The sequence below is a fragment of the Alcanivorax sp. IL3 genome, from assembly GCF_047495465.1.
Lineage (GTDB): Bacteria > Pseudomonadota > Gammaproteobacteria > Pseudomonadales > Alcanivoracaceae > Alcanivorax > Alcanivorax jadensis.
The window spans coordinates 1,174,063-1,199,807 of the sequence record NZ_CP179931.1; the positions used below are offsets into that span (position 1 = coordinate 1,174,063).

The window sequence follows — 25,745 nt, forward strand, 5'->3', positions numbered from 1 at the left end:
GGCGCTTGAGCCGCGAAGATGGCAGGTGTGTCGCAAGTACATTCGCGGCTCATACCCGCAGGGCACAGAGAGCGCCGCTCCTACGGGGTCTATACGATTCGGCCCAGGCTCTGAACTATGAGTGAAATGAATGATAGCGTCAGCGTCAGTCCTGATATGCAAAGCGGCCTCTGGCCGCAATTGCGCCGGATATTGAGGGTTGCCCGCATCGTGCTCTATCTGCTGTGGGGCTTTGTGCTGGCATTTCTGCTGGGGGCGTTCTGGTCACCGTATCGGCCCGTGGTGCTGGCGGCCAAGCAGCGCTGGTGCCGGCACTTTCTGCGTATCCTCGGGGTGGAGCTGACAGTCACGGGTACTGCGGTCGAGACTCCGGTGTTTCTGGTCAGCAACCATGTTTCCTGGCTGGATATCCCGTTGATCGCCAGCCAACGCCACCTGTATTTCTTGTCCAAGGCGGAAGTGGGTGATTGGCCGTTAATCGGCACCCTGGCCCGGGCCATGGGTACCCTGTTCATCAAGCGAGGCAGCGGCGAGTCCAGTCGCAAGGCCCGGGAAATTGGTGATCGACTGAAGCAGGGTCACACGGTGCTGGTGTTCCCGGAGGGCACCACCACCGACGGCACCGGCCTGCGCCGTTTCTTTCCGCAGCTGTTCGATGCGCCGCTGATGGCCAATGTGCCAGTACAACCCCTGGCGGTGCGCTACCTGGACGACAGAGGCGCCCCGGATGCCGCCATGGCCTTTATCGGCGACGACGAATTCCACCACCACCTGTGGGCCATGCTACTGCGCAACCGCATCCGCGTGCGACTGCATTTCTGCGAACCGGTATCGGCACAAGGTACGGATCGGAAGGGGCTGTGTGAGGGGGCGTGGGGGAAGGTGGCGGAGCAGTTGACAGTTGATAGTGGACAGTTGACAGCTCGCGGTTGATTCTTGTCCTTGTTTGCAATGCTTGAGGCCGCGCTCAGTATTTAGGTGCGGCCTCCTGGCTTTTCAAGCTGGGGAAGGTTTTCGCGTTTTTCGCTATCAACTATCAACTGTCCACTGTCAACTGTATTCCTCCTCCCTGTTATCTGGCGCCAGACCTTTAAGCTCGGATACCATGTCCTTTTACTCACAAGGACCTCCCCCAGCCATGACCCGCGCCAGCGATCTGAAAAAATCCGATGTTATCGAAGCCAACGGTACTCTTTACGCGATCCGTCAGATCGAGGTGCAGTCCCCCTCGGCCCGGGGGGCGGCGACGCTGTATCGGGTGAAGGCCAGTGCGGTAGGGGGTGGGCCCAAGTTCGAGGAGCGTTACAAGGGGGATGACGACGTGACCACGGTGGAGTTGCTGCGCCGGCCGGTGCAGTTCTCTTACCTGGATGGTGACGATTACATCTTCATGGATAACGAGGATTTCTCCCAGTACCTGCTCAAGGCCGTGGACATTGCTGACGAGCTGGCCTTTATCACTGAGGACACCGAAGGGTTGCTGGCGTTGCGGGTGGACGATGCCGTGATCGGCCTGGAGCTGCCTGCATCCGTGGTGCTGGAAGTCACCGAAACCGCCCCGGCCATGAAAGCCGCCTCTGCCTCCGCACGCACCAAGCCGGCCACCCTGAATACCGGGCTGGTGGTGCAGGTGCCGGAATATATCGTGGAAGGCGAAAAAGTGCGGGTGAACACCGCCGAACGTAAATTCATGTCGCGGGCCTGATCCCTGATCATGATGTTATTGCGGGTTGTCACGCTGGCAGGCATGACGCTGCTTGCCGGCTGCCAGTTGGGCTACTACAGCCAGGCTGCCAAGGGCCACCTGTCGCTGATGGGGCAGCGTGAACCGCTGGAGGCGGTGCTGGCGGACCCGCAGATACCGCCGCAGATTGCCGATTCCCTGCAGTTCAGCCAGCAGGTCGTCCGCTTTGCCGGTGACGCACTGGCGCTGCCTGCCGAGGATGTCTATCACCAGTATGTGGCGCTGGAGCAGGACGCAGTGGTGTGGAATGTGCTGGCGGCCCCGGCCTGGTCACTCACCCCGAAAACCTGGTGTTACCCACTGATAGGCTGCGTCAGCTACCGGGGGTATTTTCAGCGACCGGCGGCGGAAAAGGCTGCCGCCAAATTGGCTGAGCAGGGCCTGGATACCTATGTGGGCGGCGCCATTGCCTATTCTACTCTTGGCTGGTTTGCCGATCCGCTGACTACGCCCATGCTGCAACGCTCCGAGCCGGCACTGGCGGAACTGTTGATCCACGAGCTGGCTCACCGGCGTCTGTATATCAAGAATGACACCCGCTTCAATGAATCTCTGGCCACCCTGGTGGGTCGCGAAGGCGCGGAGGATTTCTTTGCCGCCAGTGGCGAGCCGTTGCCGACGGATTTCTGGCAGCGCCGTGAGCAGGTCCGACAGGCCTTTATGGCCATCGTCACCGATACCCGTGAGGCCCTGAAACAGCTCTATGCCGCTGAGCAGGATGAGGCGCTGCTGGCCCGGGAAAAAGCCCGCATCCAGCAGCAGGCTCGGGAGCGCTTCGCCCGGGAGCAACAAACCCTGCCGGCCCTGGCCGGTTACCGGGGCTTCTTTGACGGGCCGTTGAACAATGCTCAGTTAAACGGTGTCAGTGACTACAATGATCATGTGCCGGCCTTTGCCCGCCTGCTGGAACAATGCCGGCGGCACTGGGGCTGTTTCTGGCAGCAGGTGGAAAACCTGGCCGAGCTGGATACCCTGCAACGTACCGAGGCCCTGAAGGAGCTCTCATGGAACTGATCCGCACCCCGCAACCGGAACTGGCCGAACTGTTTGAGCATACCCTCAAGCGCAATGGCTTTGCGGTGGCACGCCGTGAGGAGGGCAATGAACAGATCATCGATCTGCAGGACCCGGCGCAGTACAAACATGCCAAGGCCCTGCTGGAAGAGCTGATCACCGATCTCAAACACCAGCAGGGTCGCCAGCCGGTGGAGCCCCTCACCGGGCGGCCCCAGCCACTGATGTCCGGGGGATGGTTCGCCAGCCTCGGCTGGGTGACCCGCATCGTGTTGATTGTCAGCGTGCTGGTGTATCTGACGCCGTATCTGATGGGCGATGGCGTCTACCGGGCGCTGCTGTTCCCGGCAGCGCTGGACGGGCTGGCCAGCCAGCCCTGGCGGCTTGTGACCCCCATGCTGCTGCACTTTTCCCTGCTGCACCTGCTGTTCAACCTGCTCTGGTGGTCGGACCTGGGTCGCCTGATCGAGCGGTTCCAGTCCAGCGGGCAGCTGGTGCTGGTCACTCTGGTCACCGGCATTACCGCCAATGTGGCCCAGTTCTTCCATACCGGGCCCATGTTCGGTGGTCTGTCCGGGGTGGTCTACGGGCTGCTCGGTTACCTGTGGATCTATGGCAAGGTGAATCCCCAATCCGGTTACCCCCTGCGCCGAGAGATTGTCATCTTCATGCTGGCCTGGATGGTGATCTGCTTTGTGGGGCTGTCCAGTGTGGTGGCCAACGCTGCGCATCTGGCGGGGCTGGTCAGCGGCTGTCTGCTGGGGGCCGGTTTCGGGCTCTGGCGCCGGGCACAGGGGGCCGGCGCCGTTTGAGTTAGCCCGGTCGTACTGCTATAAAGACTCCCAAACAAATGGTCACAATAATGAAAGGATACCGGCGACCTATGCAGTGGCGCTTCCTACCCGGGTTTGTCCCCTCTCTCCTCGTTGCAGCGGTGGTTTCCTTGCAGGGCTGTTCCCTGGCCAGCATCGACGACAACCTGCCCTATGGCGTACTCAACAACAATGACCTTGAGCTGGTGGCTGAGGGCCTGCCCACCTATCTGTTGATGGTGGACGGCCTGATCGAAAACTGGCCTGACAGCGCTTCCATGCTGGCCAGCGGGGCGGATCTATACGGCGCCTACGCGGGACTGTTTGTGGAAGACCCGAAACGGGCCCGCAAGCTCAGCGACAAGGCCCTGGGCTATGCCTTCCGCTCCGCCTGTGCCCACGATAGCGATTACTGCAATCTGCGTGACCTGTCGGTTCCCGAGTTCGAGGAACTGCTGGAAGATGCGGACGAGGGCGATGTGCCCATGCTGTTCACCCTGGGCAGCGCCTGGGCCGGTTATATTCAGCAGAACACCAGCGACTGGAATGCGGTGGCCGAACTGGGCCGTGTGGAAGCAACCATGGAGCGTGTGGTGGTTCTGGATGAAGGTTATCAGTATGGCCAAGCGCATATGTACCTGGGTGTGCTGAGCAGCATCCTGCCCGCGTCCCTGGGTGGCAAGCCGGATCAGGCGAAGGCCCATTTCGAGCAGGCGATGACCCTGTCAGAGGGCAAGAACCTGTTGGCGCCGGTGCTTTATGCGGAAAAATATGCCCGTTTGGTGTTTGACCGTGAACTGCATGATAGCCTGCTGGAAGATGTCCTTACCGCTGATCCGCAGGTGCACGGTCTGACCCTGCAGAATACCTATGCGCAGGAGCAGGCTGAAGCCCTGCTCGCCGACGCTGACGATTATTTCTAGGAGTTCTTATGCTGCGTCTTGCCACGATTCTGGTCGCACTGTTGCCGGTCTGGGCTTCGGCCGCCAACACCCTGAAAATTTCCACCCTGTATCCGGATGGCACCACCATCGTCACCGGCCTGAAAGAGGCGGGTAAGGAGATTGCCGAAAAGACCGAAGGGCGAGTCAAGCTCAAGGTGTACCCCGGCGGGGTGATGGGCGATGACCGGGCGGTACAGCGCAAGATCCGCATCGGTCAGCTCCACGGTCAGGTGGCCCAGGGTGGTGCTTTTGCTTCTGCCTACAAGGACAGCCAGATTCTCAACGTGCCGTTGGCGTTCAACAATTATGACGAAGTGGATGCGGTGCGCGCCGAGCTGGATCCGGTGATTCAGCAGGGCCTGGAAGAAGGCGGCTGGGTTAGCTTTGGTCTGATTGATGGTGGCTTCGCCTACGTGATGTCAGAAAACCCGGTGAAAAGCATCACCGATCTACGCAACCAGAAGCTGTGGCTGCCGGCCAATGATGAAGGCTCCGCCAAGGCGGCCAAGGCATTTGAGTTGTCGCCCATACTGCTCAATATCGGCTCGGTGCTGACCTCCCTGCAGACTGGCGCGGTCAATGCCTTTGCGGCTCCGCCGGTGGCGGCCCTGACGCTGGCAGTGGTACTCGCGGGTGAACTACCTCACCGATATGCCGCTGCTGTATACCTTCGGCACCCTGGGTATCCATGAGAAATTCTTCAAGCGACTTAGCGCCGAGGATCAGCAGGTAGTGCGTCAGGTGCTGGAAAGCACCTTTGCCAAGCTGGATGCGGAAAGCCGCCAGGAAAACCTGAGTGCTTTCCAGGCGGTGAAACAGCAGGGCCTGGAAGTGGTTGAGCCCTCCCCGGAGCAGCTGGCCGAATGGCGCGACTATGCCAAGCGGGCCACCGCAGAGCTGGTGGAAGAGGGTGAAATTTCCCAGGAGATGCTGGACCGGCTTAACGCCATTCTGGCCCAGCAGCGCGAAGGGCAGTGATGGCAGCCTTGTTACACAGGCTCCACCGTACCCTTCACCAAATCGAGGACGGCCTGATCGTGGCCGTCCTTTTGTTTATGGTGCTGCTGGCGGTGGCGCAGATCGTATTGCGTAACTTCTTCGGCACCAGCCTGGTATGGATCGAGCCGCTGCTGCAGAACGCGGTGCTGTGGATCGGCCTGCTCGGCGCCATGATCGCTTCGCGCAATGATGAACATATCCGTATCGATGTGGCCTCGTCACTGCTGCCGGAAAAATACCACCCTTTCCTGACCACCGTTGTGGACTTGTTCACCGCCTTTATCTGTGTGCTGGTCGCCTGGTACAGCGTGGGCTTCGTCATCGAGGAATATGAATACGCCGGCACTGCTTTTTCCAAGGTGCCGAGCTGGGTGCTGCAGAGCATTATTCCGGTGGGTTTCTCGGTGATGGCAGTGCGTTACGTGGTGTTGTTTGTGTTGGGGTTGCTGGGTAAGCGGCCGAAGATGCAGGAGCCGGTGCCATGATACCCATTGCCATTGTCCTGCTGGTATTGCTGGCGCTGATGGGCGCCCCCCTGTTTGCGATTATTCTCGGCGCCGCGGCACTGGGCTTTTATACCCTTGGCATCGAAATGTCGGTGCTGCATATCGACATTTATCAGCTCAGCAATTCCGTGGTGCTGATGGCGCTGCCGCTATTTACCTTTGCCGGTTTCCTGCTCAGCGAATCGAAAACTGCCGACCGCATGCTGCGCCTCAGCCAGGCGGCCTTTGGCTGGATGCCAGGCGGCATGGCCTTTGTGTCGCTGATTGCCTGTGCGTTTTTTACGGCTCTTACCGGTGGTTCCGGTGTCACCATTGTGGCGCTGGGCGCGCTGTTGTTGCCGGCGCTGGTAAAAGGCAATTATCCGGAAAAATTCAGCCTGGGTCTGGTGACGTCATCCGGTAGCCTGGGGCTGCTGCTGGTGCCCTCCGTGCCGCTGCTGATCTACGGCATTATTGCCCAGCAGATGTCACAGCAGCTGGACATGCCGTCGGTGGAAATCGTCGATTTGTATCTGGCCGGTCTGGTACCGGCGCTGCTGATGGTCGTGCTGATGTACGGCTATTGTGTGTGGGCGACGCGCGGCACCGAGGTGCCACGTCAGAGTTTCGATTTCCGTGAACTGGTGGATGCGCTCTGGGAAGCTCGCTGGGAGCTACCGCTGCCGCTGGTGGTGCTGGGCGGGATCTTCTCCGGCTTCCTGGTGATCAGTGAAGCGGCAGCAGTGACCGCGCTTTATGTGCTGGTGGCGGAAGTGTTCCTGTACCGGGAAATTTCCCTGCGCAGATTGCCCGGTATCATGCGTGACTCCATGATCATGGTGGGGGGCATTCTGCTGATTCTGGCGGTGGCGCTGGCCTTTACTGATTACCTGGTTTACGCCGGAGTGCCGGAGAAGTTGTTTACCCTGATTCAGACCCACGTGGAGAGCAAGATCACCTTCCTGATTCTGCTCAACATCCTGCTGCTGTTGCTGGGGGCGGTGCTGGATATCTTTGCGGCGCTGGTGATCATGGTGCCGCTGATTCTGCCGGTGGCACTGCGCTACGGCATCGATCCGGTGCACCTGGGTATTATCTTCGTGGCCAACATGCAGATCGGCTATATCACTCCGCCGGTGGGTATGAACCTGTTCATCGCCAGCTATCGTTTCAAGAAGAAAGTTACCGAGCTGTTCGCGGCCACGCTTCCCTTCATGATGGTGCTGATCATCGCCTTGCTGATGATTACCTATATCCCGCAGCTCAGCCTCTGGCTGGTGCGCTAGCCTATCGACGAAGCCGCTGTAGGAGCGCCTCTTGAGGCGCGAAGCGGCTTTCCGTTAACCAAAGAGAGCACAGTGCGTAGGGTGCACTGAGCCTAAGCGAACTGCACCGTTTCGGCGTTTGATGGTGCAGTTCGCCTGAGGCTCAGTGCACCCTACGGTAGGTGTAGCCAGCGTGGGTGTCTCCGTGAAGGGAGCTGCTATCACTTCCGTAGCGTTTTTACCTGAATGCTTTTGCCTTGCCCTTTCTGGATCTGGAACCACTTGGGGTAGGCGCGGATCATGTCGCTGAGTTTCTTGTGGCCGAACAGGCGGGTATCAAAATCGGGTTTGCGCTTGCTCAGGTGCTGGCCCACGGTGCCCAGGTTGGCCCAGTCGTCTTCGTCGGAAATATCATCAATCACATTGGCAATCAGCTGCAGCGGTGGCGGTTCCTTGCTGACCGGTTCGCTGGGAGCAGGCTCATCGGCTTTGCCGGTGGTGTCTTGCGGGGTGTGGTCCGAGCGCAGTACTTCGGTATAGATGAACTTGTCACAGGCAGCCACAAAGGGCCCCGGAGTCTTGCGTTCCCCGAAACCGTAAACGGTCTGCCCTTCCTCGCGCAATCTGGCCGCCAGACGGGTGAAATCGCTGTCGCTGGATACCAGGCAGAACCCGGACAGTTGTTTCGTATACAGCAGATCCATGGCATCGATGATCATGCTGCAGTCCGTGGCGTTCTTGCCCTGGGTGTAGGCGAATTGCTGGATCGGTTGTACGGAGTGCTTCAGCAGCACGTTTTTCCAGCCGCCCAGATTGGGCTTGGTCCAGTCGCCGTAGATACGCTTGACGCTGGCTGTGCCGAATTTGGCAATTTCCTCGAACAGACCATCGACGATTTTCGGCGGGGTATTGTCCGCATCAATAAGCACCGCCAGCGATGTGCTGCTGACCGGTGAAGCGTCGTTGCCAATATTGCTGCCTGCCATGATGCATTCCTTTTGCGTGGGATACCGCCAACATAACGGATTCGGCGGGGAGTGGACAGGCGCGGATGGGGCGGCTGTAGGAGCTATGCTTGCATGGCGAACCGAGCGTCGCGAGGCGGCAGAGATGTCTGCGTCTCGTGACCTTTCTGGATAGATGGGACTTGAACTGAATCGCCTGATCGCCCGCTGGGCGATTCCTCCCCTTGAAGGGGAGGTTCGCGGCTCAAGCGCCGCTCTTACAGCGGCTTCGTAGATTATCTTTCCATTTCTTTTATCGATTGCTTGTACACAAAATTCGCCATGGCGCGCAGGGGCATGATGCGAATCCAGATGCTTTGCAGGGTCACGGAGAGGCCGGGCAGGGCGTAGCGCTTGCCCTTGTTGAGGGCCTGGTAGCCAGCTTTTGCCACCGCTTCCGGGGTGGCGATTTGTGCGGAGACGAATTCTCTGATGCCGCTGGACGATTTATGGTTGCTCTCGGCGGTATCCAGAAAGGCGGTTTTGGTAGTGCTGGGGCAGAAGCAGGTGACCTGCACGCCATAGGGTTTCAGCTCTTCGTGCAGGGAGGCGCTGAAGTTGATCACGAAGGCCTTGCTGGCGCTGTAGGCGGCGAAGAAGGGCATAGGGCAGAAGCCGGCCAGGGAACCGATGTTCATGATCTTGCCTTCACCGCGGGCTTTCATGCGCGCGCCCACCAACATGCATAATTTGCTGAGCAGGATGTTGTTGAGGGTGAGCATGCGCTCCAGCGTCTGGCTGTCCTGTTCTACATGTTCGCCCATCATGCCGAAGCCCACGTTATTGACCAGTACGTCCACGTCCAGCTGTTGCTGGTCCAGCCACTGCATGATCGCTTCGGCGGCACCGGGTTGGGACAGGTCCATCTGAACGGCATGGTATTCCACATCAGGGCGTTGCGCCTTCAGATCGTTGCCAAGCGCGTCCAGTTCCTCCTGCAGCAGGCTGAACACAATGATGCGATAGTCATCTGCGTTGAACAGCTTGCAGAACTCCCTACCAATGCCGCCGGCGCCGCCGGTGATCAGAACGGTTTTTGTCATTGAGGTTCTCCTGTCAGGCATTACCGGGTTTGTCATCAGGCCCAAGCTGGAACGGGCGGATGATCATGCTGCCGGAGTGCTCGCGGTGGTATTGCTCGCGGGCCTTCCAGGCCTTGCCGTAGCGATAGAAAGGAATGGTGGGGTAGAGGTGATGGATCAGGTGATAGTTCTGATACATCAGTACCGGGGTCAGCAGCCACTCCTTGCCCATGCGCATCAGCGCGGTGGTATTCGGGTCCACGTCCTGGCGGCCGGTGTGTGGATAGTGGGGCAATACCATGAACACCAGGCACATCAGGTAGAAGGAGAAATAGGAGGGGATCAGCCACAGCATCAGGGCTTCATAGGGGCGCCAGAGAAACAGGGCGGTGAGTGCCACGCCGGCCACGGCCAGTTCTCGCCAGATCTCCGCGGGTTTCACATTGGGCAGCACATCAGGGTTGCGCAGAAAATTGATCAGATAAAGGAACGGCCAGAAGCCCCACAGGGGCATGGTCCACAGGCTGCTGGCCATCCAGTGATCCGGGTCTTTCTGCGGATCGTTGGCAAAGCGGTGATGGCGCATGTGCATCAGCCGGAACATCTTGCCCTTGCCGAAGGGTACCGCCACAAAGGTGGCAATGGCGAGGATCAGGTCGTTGTGCTCCGGTTTGCGGGCGGCGCAGCGGTGGATGGCTTCATGGGCTGGCGTGAACATCGCGTAGCCGGCGATGCTGTTGATGATCAGGCCTACCCAGGCGGGCCAGAGTCCGCTGAGCACCATCACCCAGCTGAGAATATTGGCGCCGTGGGAGACGATCATGATGGCAGCGGTAGGCCAGGCAAGGGTGGGGGATACCTTTAGCCGGGCCAGGGTTTTAAGTTCGTCTTGATGCGCGGCGGTTGTCGTTGTCATGGGCGCTCTCCTGCAAGGTCCAAACAGAGTGTTTACCTTTTGTGGGAAGAAGATAAGCGCGGAAACTGCCAATAGAGGGATAAAAAGTGACAATCAGACTGTCTGCCAGTCTCAGGGCTGTTTGACTAGTTATTCCCTTGCCGGAAGCGGCCTGGGCTGGTGCCAAACCAGCGCTGGAAGGCCCGGCGGAAGCTGGCTACGTCGGTGTAGCCCAACTCCTCGGCCACCATGCTGACAGTGTAGTGAGGCAGGCTGAGTAACTGAGTGGCCCGCCGGCTGAGGGTCTGGTCCCGTAATTGCTGGAAACGGGTGTCCTCCCGTTTCAGTTTGCGAATCAGGGTGCGAGGGCTCAGGTGTAGACGCTCAGCCATGGTTTCCAGGCTCGACTGGCCGCGGCATTGGTGTAGCAGAGCAAGCACCTGATCGCTGACGGTGCCTTGTCGTCGGAGGCTTTCCTGGCGGGCCTCACATTGCTGAACGGCCATCCACATCAGATCACGGTCGTGCCCGGGCAGTGGCTCATCGCCATAACGAGAGGGCAGGCAGAGGGCCACGGTGGGCGCTTCAAAGACGATGCGGGTGCCCTTGAAGGTTTGTCGGTAAGCATCGGCGTGGGGCGGTGGCGGGTAATTAAAGTGGGCTTCCCCCTCCTCAATCGGCTTGCCACGCAATACCAGATGACAAGCGTAGGCGGATGCCATGGCGGATTCGGTGAGAAAGCGCACCACTTCATCCTGCGGGTAGGCGAATGACAGCACCAGTTTGAGGCGGTCATCGGATTCCTGCATCTCGGTATTGAACACTCTGGTGCGGGTGTTGTTGAAGCGGGCAAACAGCTGCATGGCATCACGCAGGGTGGGGCTGGCCATGGCGGCAATACCCATGGGCCCGTGCATGGCGGGCAGGGCGCGCAGGCCGGTTTGCAGGGCGATATCCGGGTGCTCGGTGAGCTGCAGGGCGTTACGGATCAACTGACGGGCACCGGGCCAGTCGATAAAGCCGTCGCTGTGCTGCAGGGTATCCACATCCACCCCGGTGCCCGCTACCAGTGTCTGCAGCCCGACCTGATCCAGCCCCAGGGTCTGGGCGATCATGCGGCAGTAGGTCATTGCCAGGTCCGGAGTCATGGTCGAGCGGGTCCTGTGCGGCGGTGGCGATGCGGAACGGAGGAGAAATAGATAGTCGCACCTGGGTTTCGGGCAGGCAATGACAGAACCGCGCGGCTCATTGAGCGGCAGATCAAGGCAGACAAAAAAACGGCCGTCAGGGGTGACGGCCTAAGGGGGGAAGCATGAACCCTCACGGGTTCCGGGTATCACAGAATCAACGCATGGATGTATATCTGGAGGCGGAGACAGTGGTTCTGCCGCCATCCGATGAGTAAAGAATAGCGACAGCCCCGAGGGGAACCCAGAAGGCTGGGTTGAGGGGTGTTATCAGATTTTTCGATCAATCCCGCATGATGCGGTTGGGTTCAGATCAGCGATTTTCGCATGGCGTGGCGGGTAAGCGGGATGCCATCCCGTTCCGCCTGTTCCTGGCCTTCGCTGGTATAGCCCATGTAGGCAAAGAAATCGTGGGCAGTAAGGCTGGCGTGGGTGGTCAGCTCAGTGAGGCCTTCGATGCGAGCGCCGTCTTCCAGATGCTGGTAAAGCAGGGTGGCAATACCGACCCGGGAGGCCTCAGGGTGGACAAAGACCATATTGATGTAATCCCGAATCCGGTGGGCAAAGCCCACCAGCTTGTCGTCCCATTCCGCCACTACCGTGTCGCCTTCGCTGAGCACAGAGATCAGGCTGTCGTAGCTCTGTCCCCGGCTCCAGGCATCCCGTTGTTGCTGATCGTAGTCCGCCGCCGCACTGATCTGGATGGCCTCACGAAACACGCCGAGGAGCTCTGACATATCGCCGCTGTGCAAGGGGCGAATCTGGAAGGGCATCAGCGCGGCAATCGGGTCTGCCTCTGAAACGGGGGCGGGCGTGCTGACGGTTTCAGGCTTCTGCCGGGGTTCCGGTTTATGGGGGGCCGGCTTCGAGGGTGTCCGGCGGTGGAAGAGCTGGCGTAACCATTGCAGCATCACTGATCTGCCCGGGCAGTGTTATCTGCCTCTTCTGAGAGTTTTTTGAGTGCCTGGATTTCTTGCTGTAGCGCGTCCAGGTACTGGTCCTGTTGGCGGAGAAGTTGTTGCGCTGTGTCCTGTCGATCCTGCAATTCTGCCGCCCGCTCTGACAATTCCTGCTGCTCACGCAGGCGAGCGTCGCGCTCCTCTTCCGTGAGCAGACGGGCGTTGCTGTCCTGTTGGGCAAGCAAAGTGCCGGACAGGATCAGCGCGGTAGCAGCAAACAGGTAACGCACGGACTTCCCCCAAACTGGCCGTGAAGGGAATCAGCATAGCAAAAACGGGGCGCCAAGGGGGAGGGCTAGCTACGCTCGGCTGGATAGGGAAAGGGTGGAGGGTTGCCCGGATCCCGTCATTTCTACGAAGCCGCTGTAGAAACGGAGCGTAGCGGAGTAACGCACGCAGTTCCGTGCGGCCCGGAGGGTGAGCGTAGCGAATAACCTATGCTTGTCCCCCAGGGGATCTGCGACATGCGAACCGCGCTTGCGCGGAAATCGACCGCAGGGCGATCAGGAATCTCAGCGCTCGACAGGTTCCAGAAAGAACGGCGGACAGACCTTTGCCTCTGTCGCCTCGCGACGCTCGGTTCGCACCTCAAGCGGTGCTCCTACGGGGCGGGTTAGAGCGGTGCAGTTCGCCTGAGGCTCAGTGCACCCTACGGTGGCGTCCCAAATGCAGGAGGCCGCGCCCGATGTTCGGGCGCGGCCTCCTGGGTCAGAGCAAGCAACACGGCTTCCCGCGTTACTGCCCGTAGCTAGCAGCTCGAAGCTGGTAGCGTCTCCTACATCATCTGCCGCAGCACATAGTGCAGGATGCCGCCGTTTTTGTAGTATTCCACTTCGGCAGCGGTATCCAGCCGTGACAGGGCCTCGACTTTCTGTTCCTTGCCGTCCTTGCGGAATACCACGGTGACGGTGTCACTGGGCTTCAGGCCATTGGTCAGGTCCGGAATATCCACTTCCTCGCTGCCGTCCAGGTTCAACGTCTTGCGGTCGGTGCCTTCCGGGAACTGCAGTGGCAGTACGCCCATGCCGATCAGGTTGGAGCGGTGAATGCGCTCGTAGCTTTCGGCGATTACCGCTTTCACACCCAGCAGGTTGGTGCCCTTGGCGGCCCAGTCGCGGCTGGAGCCGGTGCCGTATTCCTTGCCGGCCACAACTACCGTGGGCACGCCATCCTTCTGGTAGCGCATGGCGGCGCCGTAGATGGAAATCTCCTCGCCACCGGGCAGGTGCCGGGTGAAGCCACCCTCGATATCCGGCGTCATCTCGTTGCGGATGCGGATATTGGCGAAGGTGCCGCGCATCATCACTTCGTGGTTACCCCGGCGTGAGCCGTAGGAGTTGAAGTCGAGGGGCTCCACGTCATGCCCCTGCAGGTAATGGCCGGCGGGGGAGTCCGCCTTGATGGCCCCGGCGGGGGAGATGTGGTCGGTGGTGATGGAGTCGCCCAGCAGTGCCAGGATGCGGGCATCCTTCACTGGCTGCACATCGTCCACCTCCTTGGTCAGCCCGTCGAAGAAGGGCGGGTTCTGGATGTAGGTGGAGCTGCTGTCCCAGTCATAGGTTTCGGAGTCCGGGATTGGCAGGCTCTGCCAGACCTCGTCGCCTTCAAAGACACTGGCGTACTGGGTGCGGAACATGCTGTTGTTGATCTTCACCAGCTCATTCTGGATTTCCTCGGAGCTGGGCCAGAGATCTTTCAGGTAGACCGGCTTGCCGTCCTTGTCCTTGCCGAGGGGATCCTTGTCCAGATCGATCTTAACCGTGCCGGCCAGGGCATAGGCCACTACCAGTGGCGGAGAGGCCAGCCAGTTGGTGCGCACGCTCTGATGTACCCGGCCTTCGAAGTTACGGTTACCGGAGAGCACCGAGGCCACCACCAGATCGCCTTCGGCAATCGCCTTGTCGATTTCCTCGGGCAGCGGGCCGGAGTTGCCGATACAGGTGGTGCAGCCATAGCCCACCAGATCGAAACCGATATCGTTGAGCGGTTTCTGCAGGCCGGTCACGTCCAGGTAATCGGTAACCACCTTGGAGCCCGGCGCCAGCGAGGTTTTTACCCAGGGCTTGCGGTTCATGCCTTTCTCGGCAGCCTTTTTCGCCACCAGGCCGGCGGCCAGCATCACGCTGGGGTTGGAGGTGTTGGTACAGGAGGTGATGGCAGCGATCACCACGTCACCGTGGCTCATGAAGTGTTTCTGGCCGTCGATCACCACCGGTACCTGGCCGCCACTGGGTTCATGGTTGCCCACGGCGGTCTGGCCGCCTTCGCCTTCCAGCTTGCTGATTTCGTCGTCGTTGAGTTTGAGGGTCTCGGTGACCACATCAATGAAGGTGCGTTTCACCGCGGTGAGTGGCACCCGGTCCTGGGGCCGTTTGGGGCCGGCCAGGCTGGGCACCACATCGCCCAGATCCAGTTCCAGCACGTCGGTGAATTCCGGGTCCGGATCCGCACTGGAGCGCCACAGGCCCTGGGCCTTGCAGTAGGCCTCGACCAGGGCAATGGTGTCCGCGTCGCGACCGGACAGCTCCATATACTCGGTGGTGCGCTCATCGATGGGGAAGAAGCCACAGGTGGCGCCGTATTCCGGCGCCATGTTGGCGATGGTGGCCCGGTCGGCCAGGGTCAGGTCGGCCAGACCGTCGCCGAAGAATTCCACGAACTTGCCCACCACACCGCGGCGACGCAGCATCTCGGTGACGGTGAGTACCAGGTCGGTGGCGGTAATACCTTCACGCAGCTTGCCGCTGATCTTGAAGCCGATCACCTCGGGAATCAGCATGGCGATGGGCTGGCCAAGCATGGCGGCCTCAGCCTCGATACCGCCCACACCCCAGCCGAGTACGCCCAGGCCGTTGATCATGGTGGTATGGGAGTCGGTGCCTACCAGTGTATCCGGGTAGGCGTAGGTGTTGCCGTCGTCACTCTCGGAGGACCACACACCCTTGGCCAGGTATTCCAGATTCACCTGGTGGCAGATGCCGGTGCCCGGTGGGACTACCCGGAAGTTGTTGAACGCTTTCTGGCCCCAGCGAAGGAACTGGTAACGCTCCCGGTTGCGCTGGTATTCGATGTCCACGTTCTCGGAGAACGCCTGGGGATTACCAAACTTGTCCACCATTACCGAGTGGTCGATCACCAGATCCACCGGCGTTAGCGGGTTAATGCGGGAGGGATCGCCACCGGCCTTCTTGATGGCATCGCGCATGGCGGCCAGGTCGACCACGCCGGGAACACCGGTGAAATCCTGCATCAGTACCCGGGCCGGGCGATAGTTGATCTCTTTGTCAGAGCGCTTGTTTTCCAGCCAGCGCACCACGGCTTCCACGTCAGCGCCGGTGACGCTGTCGCCGTCTTCAAAACGGAGCAGGTTTTCTAGAAGGACTTTGAGGGAGAAAGGGAGCTTGCTGAGATCACCCCAGCCCTTGTCGGCGACCGTATTGATATCGAAGTAATGATAGGTCTTGCCGTTGGCTTCCAGCGTTTTCTTGCTGTTCAGGGTGTCCTGGCCAATCCGTGTCACTACACACCTCCTGGGCTCTGATTGGAGTCCCGCGCAGGCGGATAGAGCGGCCGCCAGCGGGAACACTGGCGCAGGATCAGTACAGCATTGCCACAAACCGAGGCACTGATGACCCTGCGTTATGACGTTAAGTCATTTCATACTACGCCCTTATGGCGGAGACATGAAACTGGCCGGCATGCTCTCTGGCAATATGAGTGGCCGGAAATGTAAGTGATTGTTGAATAGAGAGGTTTTGATGTTATGTGGCTGTTGGCCGGGCCCGGATAAGGGATGGGAAAGGGAACCTGCAGATGCTGATAAGAGCAGGGTTGTCAGCCGCTTGTGGTGTCCTGCCAGAGTAGCCAGAGCCGGGTATCCAGCTCCAGCTGGTGGTAGTCCGGCGCCATATGCGAGCAGAGCTGATAAAACGCCTTGTTGTGGTCGGTTTCTTTGAAGTGGGCCAGTTCGTGGACCACGATCATGCGCAGAAAGGCCTCTGGCGCCGCCTTGAACTGGCTGGCGATGCGCAGGCTGTTATGGCTGCGCAGTTTGCTGCCGTGAATACGGGTTTGCCGGGTGTGCATACCCAATGCCTGGCTGAGTGTTTTCAGCTTGGCGTCGTAATGGGCCTTGCTCAGCGGTGGCGCCTTGCGCAGGTATTGCTGTTTCAGGCTGTTGGCGTACTGGAACAGGGCCTTGTCGCCCTGAATATCATGCTTGTCGGGGTAGCGCTGTTGCAGATAATCACCCAGCTGCCCCCGGTCCACCAGGGTTTGAGCTTGCTGCTGGATCTGGGTGGGGTAGCCGGTCAGGTAATGCAGGGGATTCATGGGCCGGTTATCGCTTCCTGGATGCGTTGGGCGTTAGTGCCAATGTGATCATTGGGCCGCGTGGGTATGATCGCCGCTCTCTTTGCAATGGACAATCCCATGTCGTCACCCCAGGACTCTGATTATCCCCGTCGCGGCAATGCCTTTTCCCGGTGGCTGGCCAGTGGTTTTTTGCGCCTGGCAGGCTGGCGGGTGACCAATCCTATGCCGGCAGTGCCCAAGGCAGTCATCATCGGCGGGCCGCATACGTCCAACTGGGATGGTATCTATACCCTGGCGGCGATGATGCAGCTGGGGCTGGATGCTCATGTGATGATCAAGGATAGCGCCTTCAAGGGGCCGTTTGGGGCAATGCTGCGCTGGATGGGAGCGTTGCCCATTGCCCGCCACAAGGCGGGTGGGGTCGTCGAGCAGACCGTGGCGCAGTTCAACAGCCGCGACAAGCTGGTCATGGTGGTGGCGCCGGAAGGCACCCGGGGTGGGGCCACACAATGGAAAACCGGCTTTTACCGTATCGCCGAGCAGGCCGGTGTGCCCATTGTGTTGGCCACAGCGGACTACCGGAAAAAAGAAATTACCTTTGCCCGGGTGATTGAACCCTGTGGCGATATGGAAAAGGATCTGGCTGAAATTTTTGAATGCTATGCGTCCATTCACCCGCGTCATCCGGATAAATTGTCGGCACCATTGAAAGCCCTCCGCGAGCGTCGTTAATAGCTGTCAGAGCATGAGGGGCAGATCTGCCCCCATTGTTCGGCTCTGCCCCTCATCGCTCTTATGCAACTTCGATCTAGAAACCGCCTTCCGGTACCGGAAAGGGTTGGGTTGCGCAGCTGAAGAAGTAAGGGAGCTCATCGACGGCGGCCAGGATAAATTTTGTCTGTGGTCCAACAACGGTCTCTTTCGTTTCCGGGTGCTGCCAGCAACCGCTCGGAAAATAGACGTCGCGTCCGTCAGTGTTTGCGGATACCACTGGTGCCACGAGTACATTCGGCCCCAGCATGAACTGCTGGTCCTGACGGCCGGCCTCAGGGTCGTTCGGGTATTCAAGCCAAAGTGGCCGGGTTATCGGAATGCCGGTGGCCAGGGCCTCCTGCCAGAGACGATAAATGAGCGGTTGCGCAGCGATGTGCCTGTTCATCGCTGCGCGGTAGTGCTCGACAACCTCGGGATCGTCGAATCGCCAGGGCATGGGAGTGCCATTGACAGGGCCTCCATGTTGGCGGAATACGGGCATCAGGGACGCATGATTGGCCCAGCGAATCAATAACTCCGAATCGATGGAACCGAAGATATCAATGTAGCCGCCAATCTCGGTGACAAAGCCATAGGCTCCGCCAACACTGCGATTCAGCATGTCAGGAATGACCGAGCCAAGGCCCGAGGCACGGCTCCAGTCGGCGGTGTTGTCGCCAGGCCAGCTCGCGGATTCGTAGTGTGCTGAGCCTCTACGCCCGGAGTTGCCAAAACGCACGAAGAACCACGGTTCCCTGTCCGGATTATCGGCAACAAATTCATCAAAGGCCTCCCGGGTTGCCTGATGGAATAGTGCAGCATTGCGGTTGTGCATGGCGATCCCTGAGCTGCCGTCATGAAAAACCATATCAACCTGAACCTGCTCGCCGAAGTCTTGCATAAAGCCTTCGCTGCCTTCTTCGAGGCCTTTCTTGATCCGCTCTTTCCACCACTCGACTGCTTGCGGATTTGTGAAATCAATCAGAGCGGCGATGCCCCCCATCAGTGGAGAGCCAAAAATGTAAGGCACTCCTGATGCCCGCTTTGTGACATACCCACGGGATACTGCCTCTTGATATACCTCCGGTTCTTCAAGCTCGTCCTCTGTCTGCCCCACAAAGCCCCGATAATAGGTCACAGGCTTGATGTTTTGTGCGCGCAGCCGCTGGATAATCTCATCGAAGGCGCCTGTTTTTTTGGTGCCGACCCACCCTTCAAAAGCAAATGCGGTGACAGGGAGTTCCAGTGCTTCGATTTGATCCAATGACTCCTTCACTTTTTCGGTGTAATTCTCTGGAGAATCGGTGAACTCCTGAATGGTTTCAGACAGCATTGGGCCCAGTGACCAGCGTGGTGGCACCCGATGCCGACCGTTTATGCCGGAGAGACGGCTCACGACTTGCTTTTGATTGCCGGGGACGACAAGGAAATCCAGTTCGCCGCCTGCTACTTCGACACGCCAGGCATCGTTACGGTCTGATGCCATTCGCCAATGAGAAAGCTCATCGCGATCCAGCATAAAACCGTAACCTTGATCTGAAATGAACAGTGACTGGATGTAATAAGCCCCCTGGGGGCCGGTGGGGAACTGGTACTGTTCGCCGAACGTATCGCCAATCAGAGGCTCAAGTTGCTCAGGGGTTTGTGAAAACTCTTCCGCCCAATTCAAGAACGCTTCATGGCGTTGATCGATTTTGTTGCGTCTGCCGCCAAACCCCCTGAACGCCTCACTGGACGTTGAATCGAAACTGGCTGAGATAAGCGGGACTTCCCGGAGGACGTGATTCACCTTGACGGAGACATGGAAGCTGCTGTTTTCATCGGCCTTGACGGTGACCCGTGCCTCCCGCCCGCTGGGGTCGGAGGTGTCTACCCGCAATAACAGCTGATTGCCGTCAACAGAAACGTCTTTCACATTGGTCAGACGAAACTCGATACCGGTGGATGCCGAGGCCAGCATATTTCCAACCCAGAAGGTTGCCGGGAATTGAAGGTTTATCTGGTCGCCAACAACAAATGAGAAGGGCGCATACAGGGCGGGTGCTTCCGGCATGATCTCGGTCCAGCCACCCAAAAGCCGGCTTGGTAACGGTGTTCTTAACAGCAGCGGGACCGGCGGTTGCTGCCTGTCGCTGCTCAATACCTTGTTGCCATTCTCGTCGTAAAAGCTCATGGATAATGGCGCGCGTTTTATTTCCACGTGCCCATAGTCTGTTCTCAATGTAATGAGCTCAGGACCATCTTCTATCTGGATATTGTCAGGTGGCGTTGTGGCGGGTGTTTCATTTTTTGCTTGCGGGGGTGCGCCTGGTTCAGAGGCCGTGATGTCGGGAGACAGGGTAGAGGGTGACGGTGGGGGTGACATTGACGTTGAAGAAGACGAGTCGTCTCCACTGCCGCATCCCCACAATAGACCAGAGAGAAGAAGGATGAATTGGATATTTTTAGTCATGTTAAGGGCTCCATTCAAGAAACATAGCCCTGCCCTGGTGCTCTGAGAGCTGCTGTTCGGATAGTTAGAAAATAAAAACCCTCCCCTTGCGGGGAGGGGCCAAACGCTCCTCCCGGAGACAGGTGGGAGGAGGGAGGGGGAACAGTGCAGCGCTAGTTGCAGGCGCTGCCGTTGGTGTAGCTGCTATCCACCACCTGATTGATCCACTGATCCAGCAGGGTGGTGGCTTCATCGTGGGCCACGCTGCGGGCGATGGGGGGCATCATCCGTTGCGGGTCGTTTTCCGCGGCCAGGCGGCAGGAGACGATGGAGTTGTTAGCGCTTCCCGGGACTACCACATGCTGGCGACCGCAGGAGCCGCCGCCGGTGGCGGTGGGTTTCTTGCAGATGCCGTAGCTGGCGTCCACTTCACGGAAATGATCCAGGTAGTAACCCGTGTTGGAGGCGGCGCCCTTGTCGTTGTGACAGTGCTGGCAGTTCACTTCCAGGTAGGCCTTTACCCGACTTTCAATATCCGCATCGGAGTTGGCAGTGTTGCCGCTGTCACCGGGCACGTTCCAGTGCGGCAGGCGCTCGATGTTGCTGGCAACGCCGTTGCTGATCTGCAGCTCCGGGGTGCCGCTGAGGATGCCTACGTCAGTCCAGTACTGCAGCTGGTTGAGGCGTGGGAAGCCCGCCTGGCCGGTGTTGCCCATAAAGGCAGATTCCGGTTTGTAGGCACGGTTCAGGTTGCGTGGCTTGGGACCGATAGGGGCGCTGCCGCCGGCCTGGTCGTCGTTGCCATGACAGGTGATGCACTGGTTGGCGTTGGGCACCGAGTAGCTGTCGGTGCTGCCGGTGAGCAGTGCACCTGAGTCGCTGTCGCGGTAATGCCAGCTGGCGGGTGTGCTGCCGCCGCCCATGCTCAGACGGGCCACCGGTTTGCCATCCTGTTCGCCCCAGATATAGGGCAGGCCTTCCCAGAAAGGTTTGCCGCTACTGCTGGTGCGTTTGATCAGCAGGCGCGTCTCCACCAGCGTTTCATTGCTGTTGGCTTCATCGGTGAAGGCGAAGGTCTTGGCCAGTACGGTACCGGTGGGGAAGTGAATCCCTCCATTGGGGTTGCTGCCGTCCTGTCCGTCCCGGTATACCGCCTTGGTGCCGGGAGGAACGAAGGCTACCCGGTATTTAGTGGCGTAGTCGGAGAACAGTTTGGTGTTCAGCACATAGGGCACGCCGCCTTCGTTGGGCAAGCTGCGTGGGTCGCTGGCATCGGCAAACAGGTTGTACTGTTCCAGGCGTGGGCAGTTTACTGCCAGCGCGTCGCGATTGATTTCACCGCTGGCCACTTCGGTGTTGCAGAGTGCTTCTACCACTTCCGGTGACGGCGCAGGATCGAAATCACCGCTGGGTTCGAAGGGAGGAATTTCTACTCTTGGCAGCGAGGGCAGCAGTTTGCCGAAACGGGCCTGACAGTCGTGGTCGGACAGGTTGGTATCCGAAGGCATGTTGAGCAGGCCTTCCAGTGCATCAAGCAGACCACCGGGCGAGAGGATTGAGAAATCCTGTTCTGCCAGAGCCAGCACCAACTCAAGCCCATCGGTACCGTGGAAGTTCAGGTAGGGTTCGCTGTCCTCGGAAAAGTCGTTGTCGTGGAAACAGGAGCCCCAGGTGGGCTGGATACGTTCGTTGTTTTCATCGAACTTGTAGGCGTTGTAGTGACAGGCCGGGTTGGGGTGCTCATTGGTGTGTAGCGGCTTGCCGTTGCTGTCCATGGGCACCGGCTCGCCATTGCTATCCACCGGGTAGGGGCACTCCGCATCCAGGTCATCACGGAGGCCGTCCCAGACAATGTGGGCGCCTTTACCCAGGTTGAGGATGTTGTCCAGGCTGCCCAGTAGTTGGGTGGGATCATTGATGATGGGCAGGTTCTTCAGGCCGATCAGGGTGGGCAGCACGCTTTCCACTTCACCGTTGGCCAGTTTTTCCAGGTCGGGTGGTGGCAGGTCGTAACCGGAGTTTTTCATCACGTTGTTGTGGATGTGCAGCCCTTCGGTATAGGGGTCCAGTTTTTTGTCTGCGGTCTTGTCTTTGCCATCAATCAGTTCATAGCTGGTATAGATGACGGCGGCGGTGCTGTGGTCTTCAAATGTGTTGTTGAAGACCTCGATGTTGTCGTAGCCCAGGGTGATAAAACCGGTGCCGCGCGGCACCGCAGAGACCAGCCCGCTCTGGGCGAAGTTGTAGGTGTTGTTGTTGCGGGCCAGGTTGTTGAGCATCACCGAGGTATCGCCGTACTGGGTGATATTTTCCAGATCGTAGATCAGGAAGCCGCCGGTATTACACTCGGCCACGTTGTTGTCGTATTCGCCGCCTTGCACATTTTCGATTTCGAAACCCATGACGTTATAGATGGCACGGCTGTCACGAATAATGGCGGTGTTGGTCTGGCCCACGTAGATGCCGGCATCGGAGGCGCCCACGGATTCACTGCCTTCCACCAGGATGTTTTCCGATTCCACCGGGTAGATGCCGTAGCGGCCGCTGGTGGCACTGGGTACGTAATCGGGGGTAGGGTCACCTTCGTTGAAGGGCGGCTTGGTACAGGCCACATGCAGCCGGTCGCCGTAGTTGTCGGCGGTGATCGGCTCACCGCCACCAGACCACATGGCGCGCACATTGCGCAGGGTGCCCCATTTGACGCCCTTGAGTTTGAAGGCGTCGCCGGGGGAATCCAGGATGGTCAGGTCTTCCACGGTAATGCCGCGAATGTTGAGCGCTTCCAGGCCGGTGACGTTGGCGCTGTCTTTGAACGACAACACCGTTTCGTCCTTGCCGCAGCCTTTGATCAGCACGTCCTCGGTGGCCTGGATCAGCAGCCCCTGATCCAGATCGAAGTAGCCGCAGTCGAACTGCAGCGTGTCGCCAGGGCGCAGCTGAATCATGGCGTTGACCATGTCTTCGGTGGCGTTGTCGCCGGGGGAAATCATAAAGGTGCGGCCTTCCCCGGTGGGCGGGGTAACCGGATCGTCACCGTCACCACCGCCATCACTACTCCCTCCGCCATCATCGCCGCTATTGGCGGTGGGGGTGTTGGCCGGGTCGCTGCTACCCCCGCCACCACAGCCGGTGACGATGAAGGCGGTGAGTAACAGCAGAAACAGAGAACGGGCTGTTAGTGTTTTCATGGTATTCCCCAAAGGTTTCTAGTTTTTGGCTCTCTTCTCTCTTGGTGAGAGAAGAGTTGGAGGAAGCTGGGGTATTACGCCAGATCATCAAGCAAGTCTTGGCGCCTCTCACCCTCTCCCTGTCCCTCTCCCCTCAAGGGAGAGGGGACCTTTCTGGAAATGCTCTGGAATAGGTGCTTCCTTGATAGTTAATCATTGCGCCGCCTGTTCAAGCCGTTCCCACATGCGCAGGTAGGCTTCCGCCGAGGTGAATAACTGGTTGATGGCATCGTCAATTTGTTCCGGCGGGCGATCGCTATGGGCAATCATGTCGGCGATCTGGTCCGGGTAGAGGCCGTAGTGGGCTACACCCCGACCTTCGTACAGGCTGAAGGCGTGGTCACCGGTGACCTGCTTGTCGAACACCACGCGACCATCCACGGAAGTAAACGGATAGAGGCTGTCTTCCTGATCCGGCGTCCCAGGGTTGCCGGCCAGGGCGGCGATACCATTCACATCGGAGGCAAAGGGAGCACCGCCGAAGGGGCCTACCTTGTAGCTGTCGGGGCGCGGGCGGTTGCCATCGCGGGTGAGCTGGTCGACCCAGTCGTCACGGACACTGCCGAAGGAGGCGCTTATGCCGCCCTGAGCAGCGACACGGTCACGCAGGGTCTCGGTGCCGCCCCAGTTGCCGTGGCTGTTGATGATCGGGTAGCCACGCGGGGCGGTCAGATCGAGAATCTGGTCGGCGGCCTTGCGGCTGATGTGGTCGGTTTCAATCATCATGCCGCGTTTGGCCAGTTCTTCGATCAGGAAGAAGCCAAGGTCGGTGAGACCGCGGGTGTTGCAAAGGTGGTCGGTGCCCCGGCGCGGGTCGAGTTCGGCCAGCTCTTCCGGGCTGGCCGGGAAGCGCTCGCCCACGTAATCCAGCTGGAACAGCAACTGCTCGAAGATGCCATAGGGTTGTAGTGGGTCGGCCAGTGGGCTGTCATTCACCGCGTGGTCGTGATCCGGGCACTCTTCAAATTCCACGGTGTGACCGGTTTCCAGCAGGTTGCCGCCATACAGCACGGCACCAATGCCGATACCGTCGGAGAGATCCGGCAGGTGGCCACCAAAGGCGTTATCGAATTTATGCACCGGGAACAGGCTGCGCACATCCATGGCGTAAAGACGGTCTAGCCGTTCGACGATTACTTCGCGGCTGCATTCGGCTACGCCCAGAAATTCCCCACAGTTGAGGGCCTTGGAGGCTTCCACGCCGAGGATGACAGCCATCTTGCCTTCACCGATCACCTGGCGGGCCTGACTGGGACTGGTGACGATACGGAACCAGCCTTCGCCGGGGCCACCGTTCTGTGCATCCACGTAATCCTCCATGCGGTGCATCAGTTCTGCCTGCTGTTCGATGGCGGCCACGGTGTCGCAGTCGTTCTGCTTCTGTGGATTGATCTGGCAGAGGATTTCGTTATGCACCAGGTGGTTGACCAGAATCTTCAGGCCGGACAGGTGGGCCCGTTCGATCCATTTGTAATAGCTCTGGTGGTGTTGCAGTGAATCGTTGCGCGGCCAGAAGGGAAAGTCAGGCCAGCCGCGGGTCTCGTGGGGTCCCGGGTTGCTGGTGACTTGTTCCACCAGGCCAGTCAGGCCCTGGGGACCATGGTTTTCCGCGCAATCGTGGAGAGCGTGGTCGACGCCGAATTTGTGAAAGGGATCGCCATAATTGACCCGGCCGCCGATGAATTCGTAGGCAGAGATATGACTGTGGGCATCCACGTAGCCGAACACATCGTCGTTATCGATGCCGGGGGTGCCACGGAAGCGATCGACCTCTTGCAGGTAAATGGCCGGGCCGCTGTCGACCACGGTGGCGTTCAGCTCGGCTTCAGGGTAACCGTTGCAGCCTTCAGCATCGGTGAGGACAAAACGGGTGTCGGCATTCTCCAGGCTGGGCGAGGTCAGAGTCAGCCCGTCATCGCCGGCGGTGAGTAGCAGGCCGGTGACCTGGGAGGCCAGGGTGAAGCTGTCGCCCTCGCTGGGGTTGAGATTCCATACCGCCAGATCATTGGCATCGGCGACCATGGCCAGAGACGGGCGCAGGGTGGTGTCGCCCAGGTTGTTACCGATGCCTTCCAGATTTTCTCCCAGCTCCCGCAGCAGGCCGCCCAGGGGGGCCACCGGATCCAGTACCAGGTTGAGGGTGTCGCCCAGGCCTGCCACCAGATAACTGAGTTCCCCGACGAAATTACCGCCCTGATCCAGCAGCTCCCCGGCAGGGTCGCTGATGCCCAACAGTTGTTTCTGACCGATGCTGCCGGTGGTGCGCTGGTAATCAGACACCAGCAGATAGCGGCCCAGATCGGTGGGTTTCAGGGTAAAGGTGGTGGCCTGGGAGGCGTCCGCGGTCAGGCCATAGGCGCTGCTGGCGGTGTTCGCCTGCAGGAAGCGTCCGTCGCTATTCAGGGTGTAGCAGCCATTGGCGAACTGGAAGCGATTGAGCGGTTGTGGCTCTGGCGCCGGTTCCGGGCCGGGTTCCGGCGTCGGGGCCGGGTTCTCGGTATCGGGCTGGCGCGGCTGCTCGCCGGCAGGGCTGGCGGAGGAGCCGCCACTACCACCGCCACAGCCGGCCAGAAGGCTGACGGCCAGTAGCAGCGAGCAGGGCAATACAGAAGTGTTCAGGGCCGGAGCCCGGGTCAGTTGTAGCATGGCTAACCCCTTAAGGGAGTCCTCGCGATGCGGGGCGCCCGTTG

Annotated in this window: 21 protein-coding genes; 10 read left to right on the forward strand and 11 right to left on the reverse strand. The window is 59.6% G+C overall.

All coding sequences use genetic code 11. The features are described 5' to 3' along the window. Nucleotides 1-117: 117 nt before the first annotated feature. The 9 genes from ACMG4M_RS05605 (at nucleotide 118) to ACMG4M_RS05645 (ending at nucleotide 7,284) form a co-directional block, all read left to right on the forward strand. Nucleotides 118-933, forward strand: coding sequence for a lysophospholipid acyltransferase family protein (locus tag ACMG4M_RS05605; protein WP_414430882.1), 816 nt, complete (start codon nucleotides 118-120; stop codon nucleotides 931-933). A 205-nt stretch (nucleotides 934-1,138) separates the two neighbouring features. Continuing rightward, nucleotides 1,139-1,705: an elongation factor P-like protein YeiP gene (gene yeiP, locus ACMG4M_RS05610; RefSeq protein ID WP_414430883.1), complete on the forward strand. Its 567-nt coding sequence runs from the start codon at nucleotides 1,139-1,141 to the stop codon at nucleotides 1,703-1,705. Between the two features lie 9 nt (nucleotides 1,706-1,714). After that, on the forward strand, nucleotides 1,715-2,758 hold the full coding sequence (locus ACMG4M_RS05615) for an aminopeptidase (RefSeq protein ID WP_414430884.1): 1,044 nt from the start codon (nucleotides 1,715-1,717) through the stop codon (nucleotides 2,756-2,758). Beyond that, the gene (locus ACMG4M_RS05620) at nucleotides 2,749-3,570 is read left to right on the forward strand and encodes a rhomboid family intramembrane serine protease (RefSeq protein WP_414430885.1); all 822 of its coding nucleotides are present in this window, start codon (nucleotides 2,749-2,751) and stop codon (nucleotides 3,568-3,570) included. The genes ACMG4M_RS05615 and ACMG4M_RS05620 overlap by 10 nt, the downstream gene beginning before the upstream one ends. A 71-nt stretch (nucleotides 3,571-3,641) precedes the next feature. Continuing rightward, nucleotides 3,642-4,493 carry a TRAP transporter TatT component family protein gene (locus tag ACMG4M_RS05625; protein WP_414430886.1) on the forward strand — a complete coding sequence of 284 codons (852 nt, stop codon included), beginning with the start codon at nucleotides 3,642-3,644 and terminating at the stop codon, nucleotides 4,491-4,493. Between the two features lie 8 nt (nucleotides 4,494-4,501). After that, nucleotides 4,502-5,206, forward strand: coding sequence for a TRAP transporter substrate-binding protein DctP (gene dctP, locus ACMG4M_RS05630; RefSeq protein ID WP_414430887.1), 705 nt, complete (start codon nucleotides 4,502-4,504; stop codon nucleotides 5,204-5,206). After that, nucleotides 5,148-5,492: a TRAP transporter substrate-binding protein DctP gene (dctP, locus tag ACMG4M_RS05635; protein ID WP_414430888.1), complete on the forward strand. Its 345-nt coding sequence runs from the start codon at nucleotides 5,148-5,150 to the stop codon at nucleotides 5,490-5,492. Before dctP (ACMG4M_RS05630) ends, dctP (ACMG4M_RS05635) begins: the two co-directional genes overlap by 59 nt. A 59-nt stretch (nucleotides 5,493-5,551) precedes the next feature. After that, on the forward strand, nucleotides 5,552-5,998 hold the full coding sequence (locus ACMG4M_RS05640; RefSeq protein ID WP_232222118.1) for a TRAP transporter small permease: 447 nt from the start codon (nucleotides 5,552-5,554) through the stop codon (nucleotides 5,996-5,998). Then, on the forward strand, nucleotides 5,995-7,284 hold the full coding sequence (locus ACMG4M_RS05645) for a TRAP transporter large permease (protein WP_035249467.1): 1,290 nt from the start codon (nucleotides 5,995-5,997) through the stop codon (nucleotides 7,282-7,284). The genes ACMG4M_RS05640 and ACMG4M_RS05645 overlap by 4 nt, the downstream gene beginning before the upstream one ends. 200 nt (nucleotides 7,285-7,484) lie before the next feature. Here the strand turns inward: ACMG4M_RS05645 and ACMG4M_RS05650 are convergent, their stop codons facing one another. The 8 genes from ACMG4M_RS05650 to ACMG4M_RS05685 form a co-directional block, all read right to left on the reverse strand. Then, on the reverse strand, nucleotides 7,485-8,249 hold the full coding sequence (locus tag ACMG4M_RS05650) for an NYN domain-containing protein (protein ID WP_035249468.1): 765 nt from the start codon (nucleotides 8,247-8,249) through the stop codon (nucleotides 7,485-7,487). Nucleotides 8,250-8,503: 254 nt separating this feature from the next. Then, nucleotides 8,504-9,310: an SDR family NAD(P)-dependent oxidoreductase gene (locus tag ACMG4M_RS05655; protein ID WP_035249471.1), complete on the reverse strand. Its 807-nt coding sequence runs from the start codon at nucleotides 9,308-9,310 to the stop codon at nucleotides 8,504-8,506. Nucleotides 9,311-9,323: 13 nt separating this feature from the next. Next, complete coding sequence (locus ACMG4M_RS05660) at nucleotides 9,324-10,205, reverse strand: fatty acid desaturase (protein ID WP_272997843.1); 882 nt, start codon at nucleotides 10,203-10,205, stop codon at nucleotides 9,324-9,326. A 125-nt stretch (nucleotides 10,206-10,330) separates the two neighbouring features. Then, complete coding sequence (locus ACMG4M_RS05665) at nucleotides 10,331-11,332, reverse strand: AraC family transcriptional regulator (RefSeq protein WP_272997847.1); 1,002 nt, start codon at nucleotides 11,330-11,332, stop codon at nucleotides 10,331-10,333. A 347-nt stretch (nucleotides 11,333-11,679) separates the two neighbouring features. After that, nucleotides 11,680-12,282: a GNAT family N-acetyltransferase gene (locus tag ACMG4M_RS05670; protein ID WP_349380223.1), complete on the reverse strand. Its 603-nt coding sequence runs from the start codon at nucleotides 12,280-12,282 to the stop codon at nucleotides 11,680-11,682. Further along, nucleotides 12,282-12,560 (reverse strand): hypothetical protein, encoded by a 279-nt coding sequence (locus tag ACMG4M_RS05675; RefSeq protein ID WP_272997853.1) that lies wholly within the window; start codon nucleotides 12,558-12,560, stop codon nucleotides 12,282-12,284. The genes ACMG4M_RS05670 and ACMG4M_RS05675 overlap by 1 nt, the downstream gene beginning before the upstream one ends. Nucleotides 12,561-13,105: 545 nt before the next feature. Continuing rightward, the gene (gene acnA / locus ACMG4M_RS05680; protein WP_035248998.1) at nucleotides 13,106-15,850 is read right to left on the reverse strand and encodes an aconitate hydratase AcnA; all 2,745 of its coding nucleotides are present in this window, start codon (nucleotides 15,848-15,850) and stop codon (nucleotides 13,106-13,108) included. A 314-nt stretch (nucleotides 15,851-16,164) separates the two neighbouring features. After that, on the reverse strand, nucleotides 16,165-16,662 hold the full coding sequence (locus ACMG4M_RS05685; protein WP_414430889.1) for a M48 family metallopeptidase: 498 nt from the start codon (nucleotides 16,660-16,662) through the stop codon (nucleotides 16,165-16,167). A 99-nt stretch (nucleotides 16,663-16,761) separates the two neighbouring features. On the opposite strand from ACMG4M_RS05685, the gene ACMG4M_RS05690 reads away from it, so the two are divergent. Next, nucleotides 16,762-17,376, forward strand: a complete 615-nt coding sequence (locus ACMG4M_RS05690; protein ID WP_035248994.1) for a lysophospholipid acyltransferase family protein — start codon at nucleotides 16,762-16,764, stop codon at nucleotides 17,374-17,376. Nucleotides 17,377-17,452: 76 nt separating this feature from the next. On the opposite strand, the gene ACMG4M_RS05695 is transcribed toward ACMG4M_RS05690, so the two are convergent. The 3 genes from ACMG4M_RS05695 to ACMG4M_RS05705 all read right to left on the reverse strand — a co-directional run bounded on the left by ACMG4M_RS05695 (nucleotide 17,453) and on the right by ACMG4M_RS05705 (nucleotide 25,701). Next, nucleotides 17,453-19,849 carry a TIM-barrel domain-containing protein gene (locus tag ACMG4M_RS05695; RefSeq protein WP_414430890.1) on the reverse strand — a complete coding sequence of 799 codons (2,397 nt, stop codon included), beginning with the start codon at nucleotides 19,847-19,849 and terminating at the stop codon, nucleotides 17,453-17,455. A 152-nt stretch (nucleotides 19,850-20,001) separates the two neighbouring features. Further along, a complete protein-coding gene (locus ACMG4M_RS05700) occupies nucleotides 20,002-23,016 on the reverse strand; it encodes a parallel beta-helix domain-containing protein (protein ID WP_035248989.1) in 3,015 nt (1,004 codons plus the stop codon). Nucleotides 23,017-23,208: 192 nt separating this feature from the next. Beyond that, nucleotides 23,209-25,701, reverse strand: a complete 2,493-nt coding sequence (locus tag ACMG4M_RS05705; RefSeq protein ID WP_414430891.1) for a hypothetical protein — start codon at nucleotides 25,699-25,701, stop codon at nucleotides 23,209-23,211. Nucleotides 25,702-25,745: the final 44 nt, after the last annotated feature.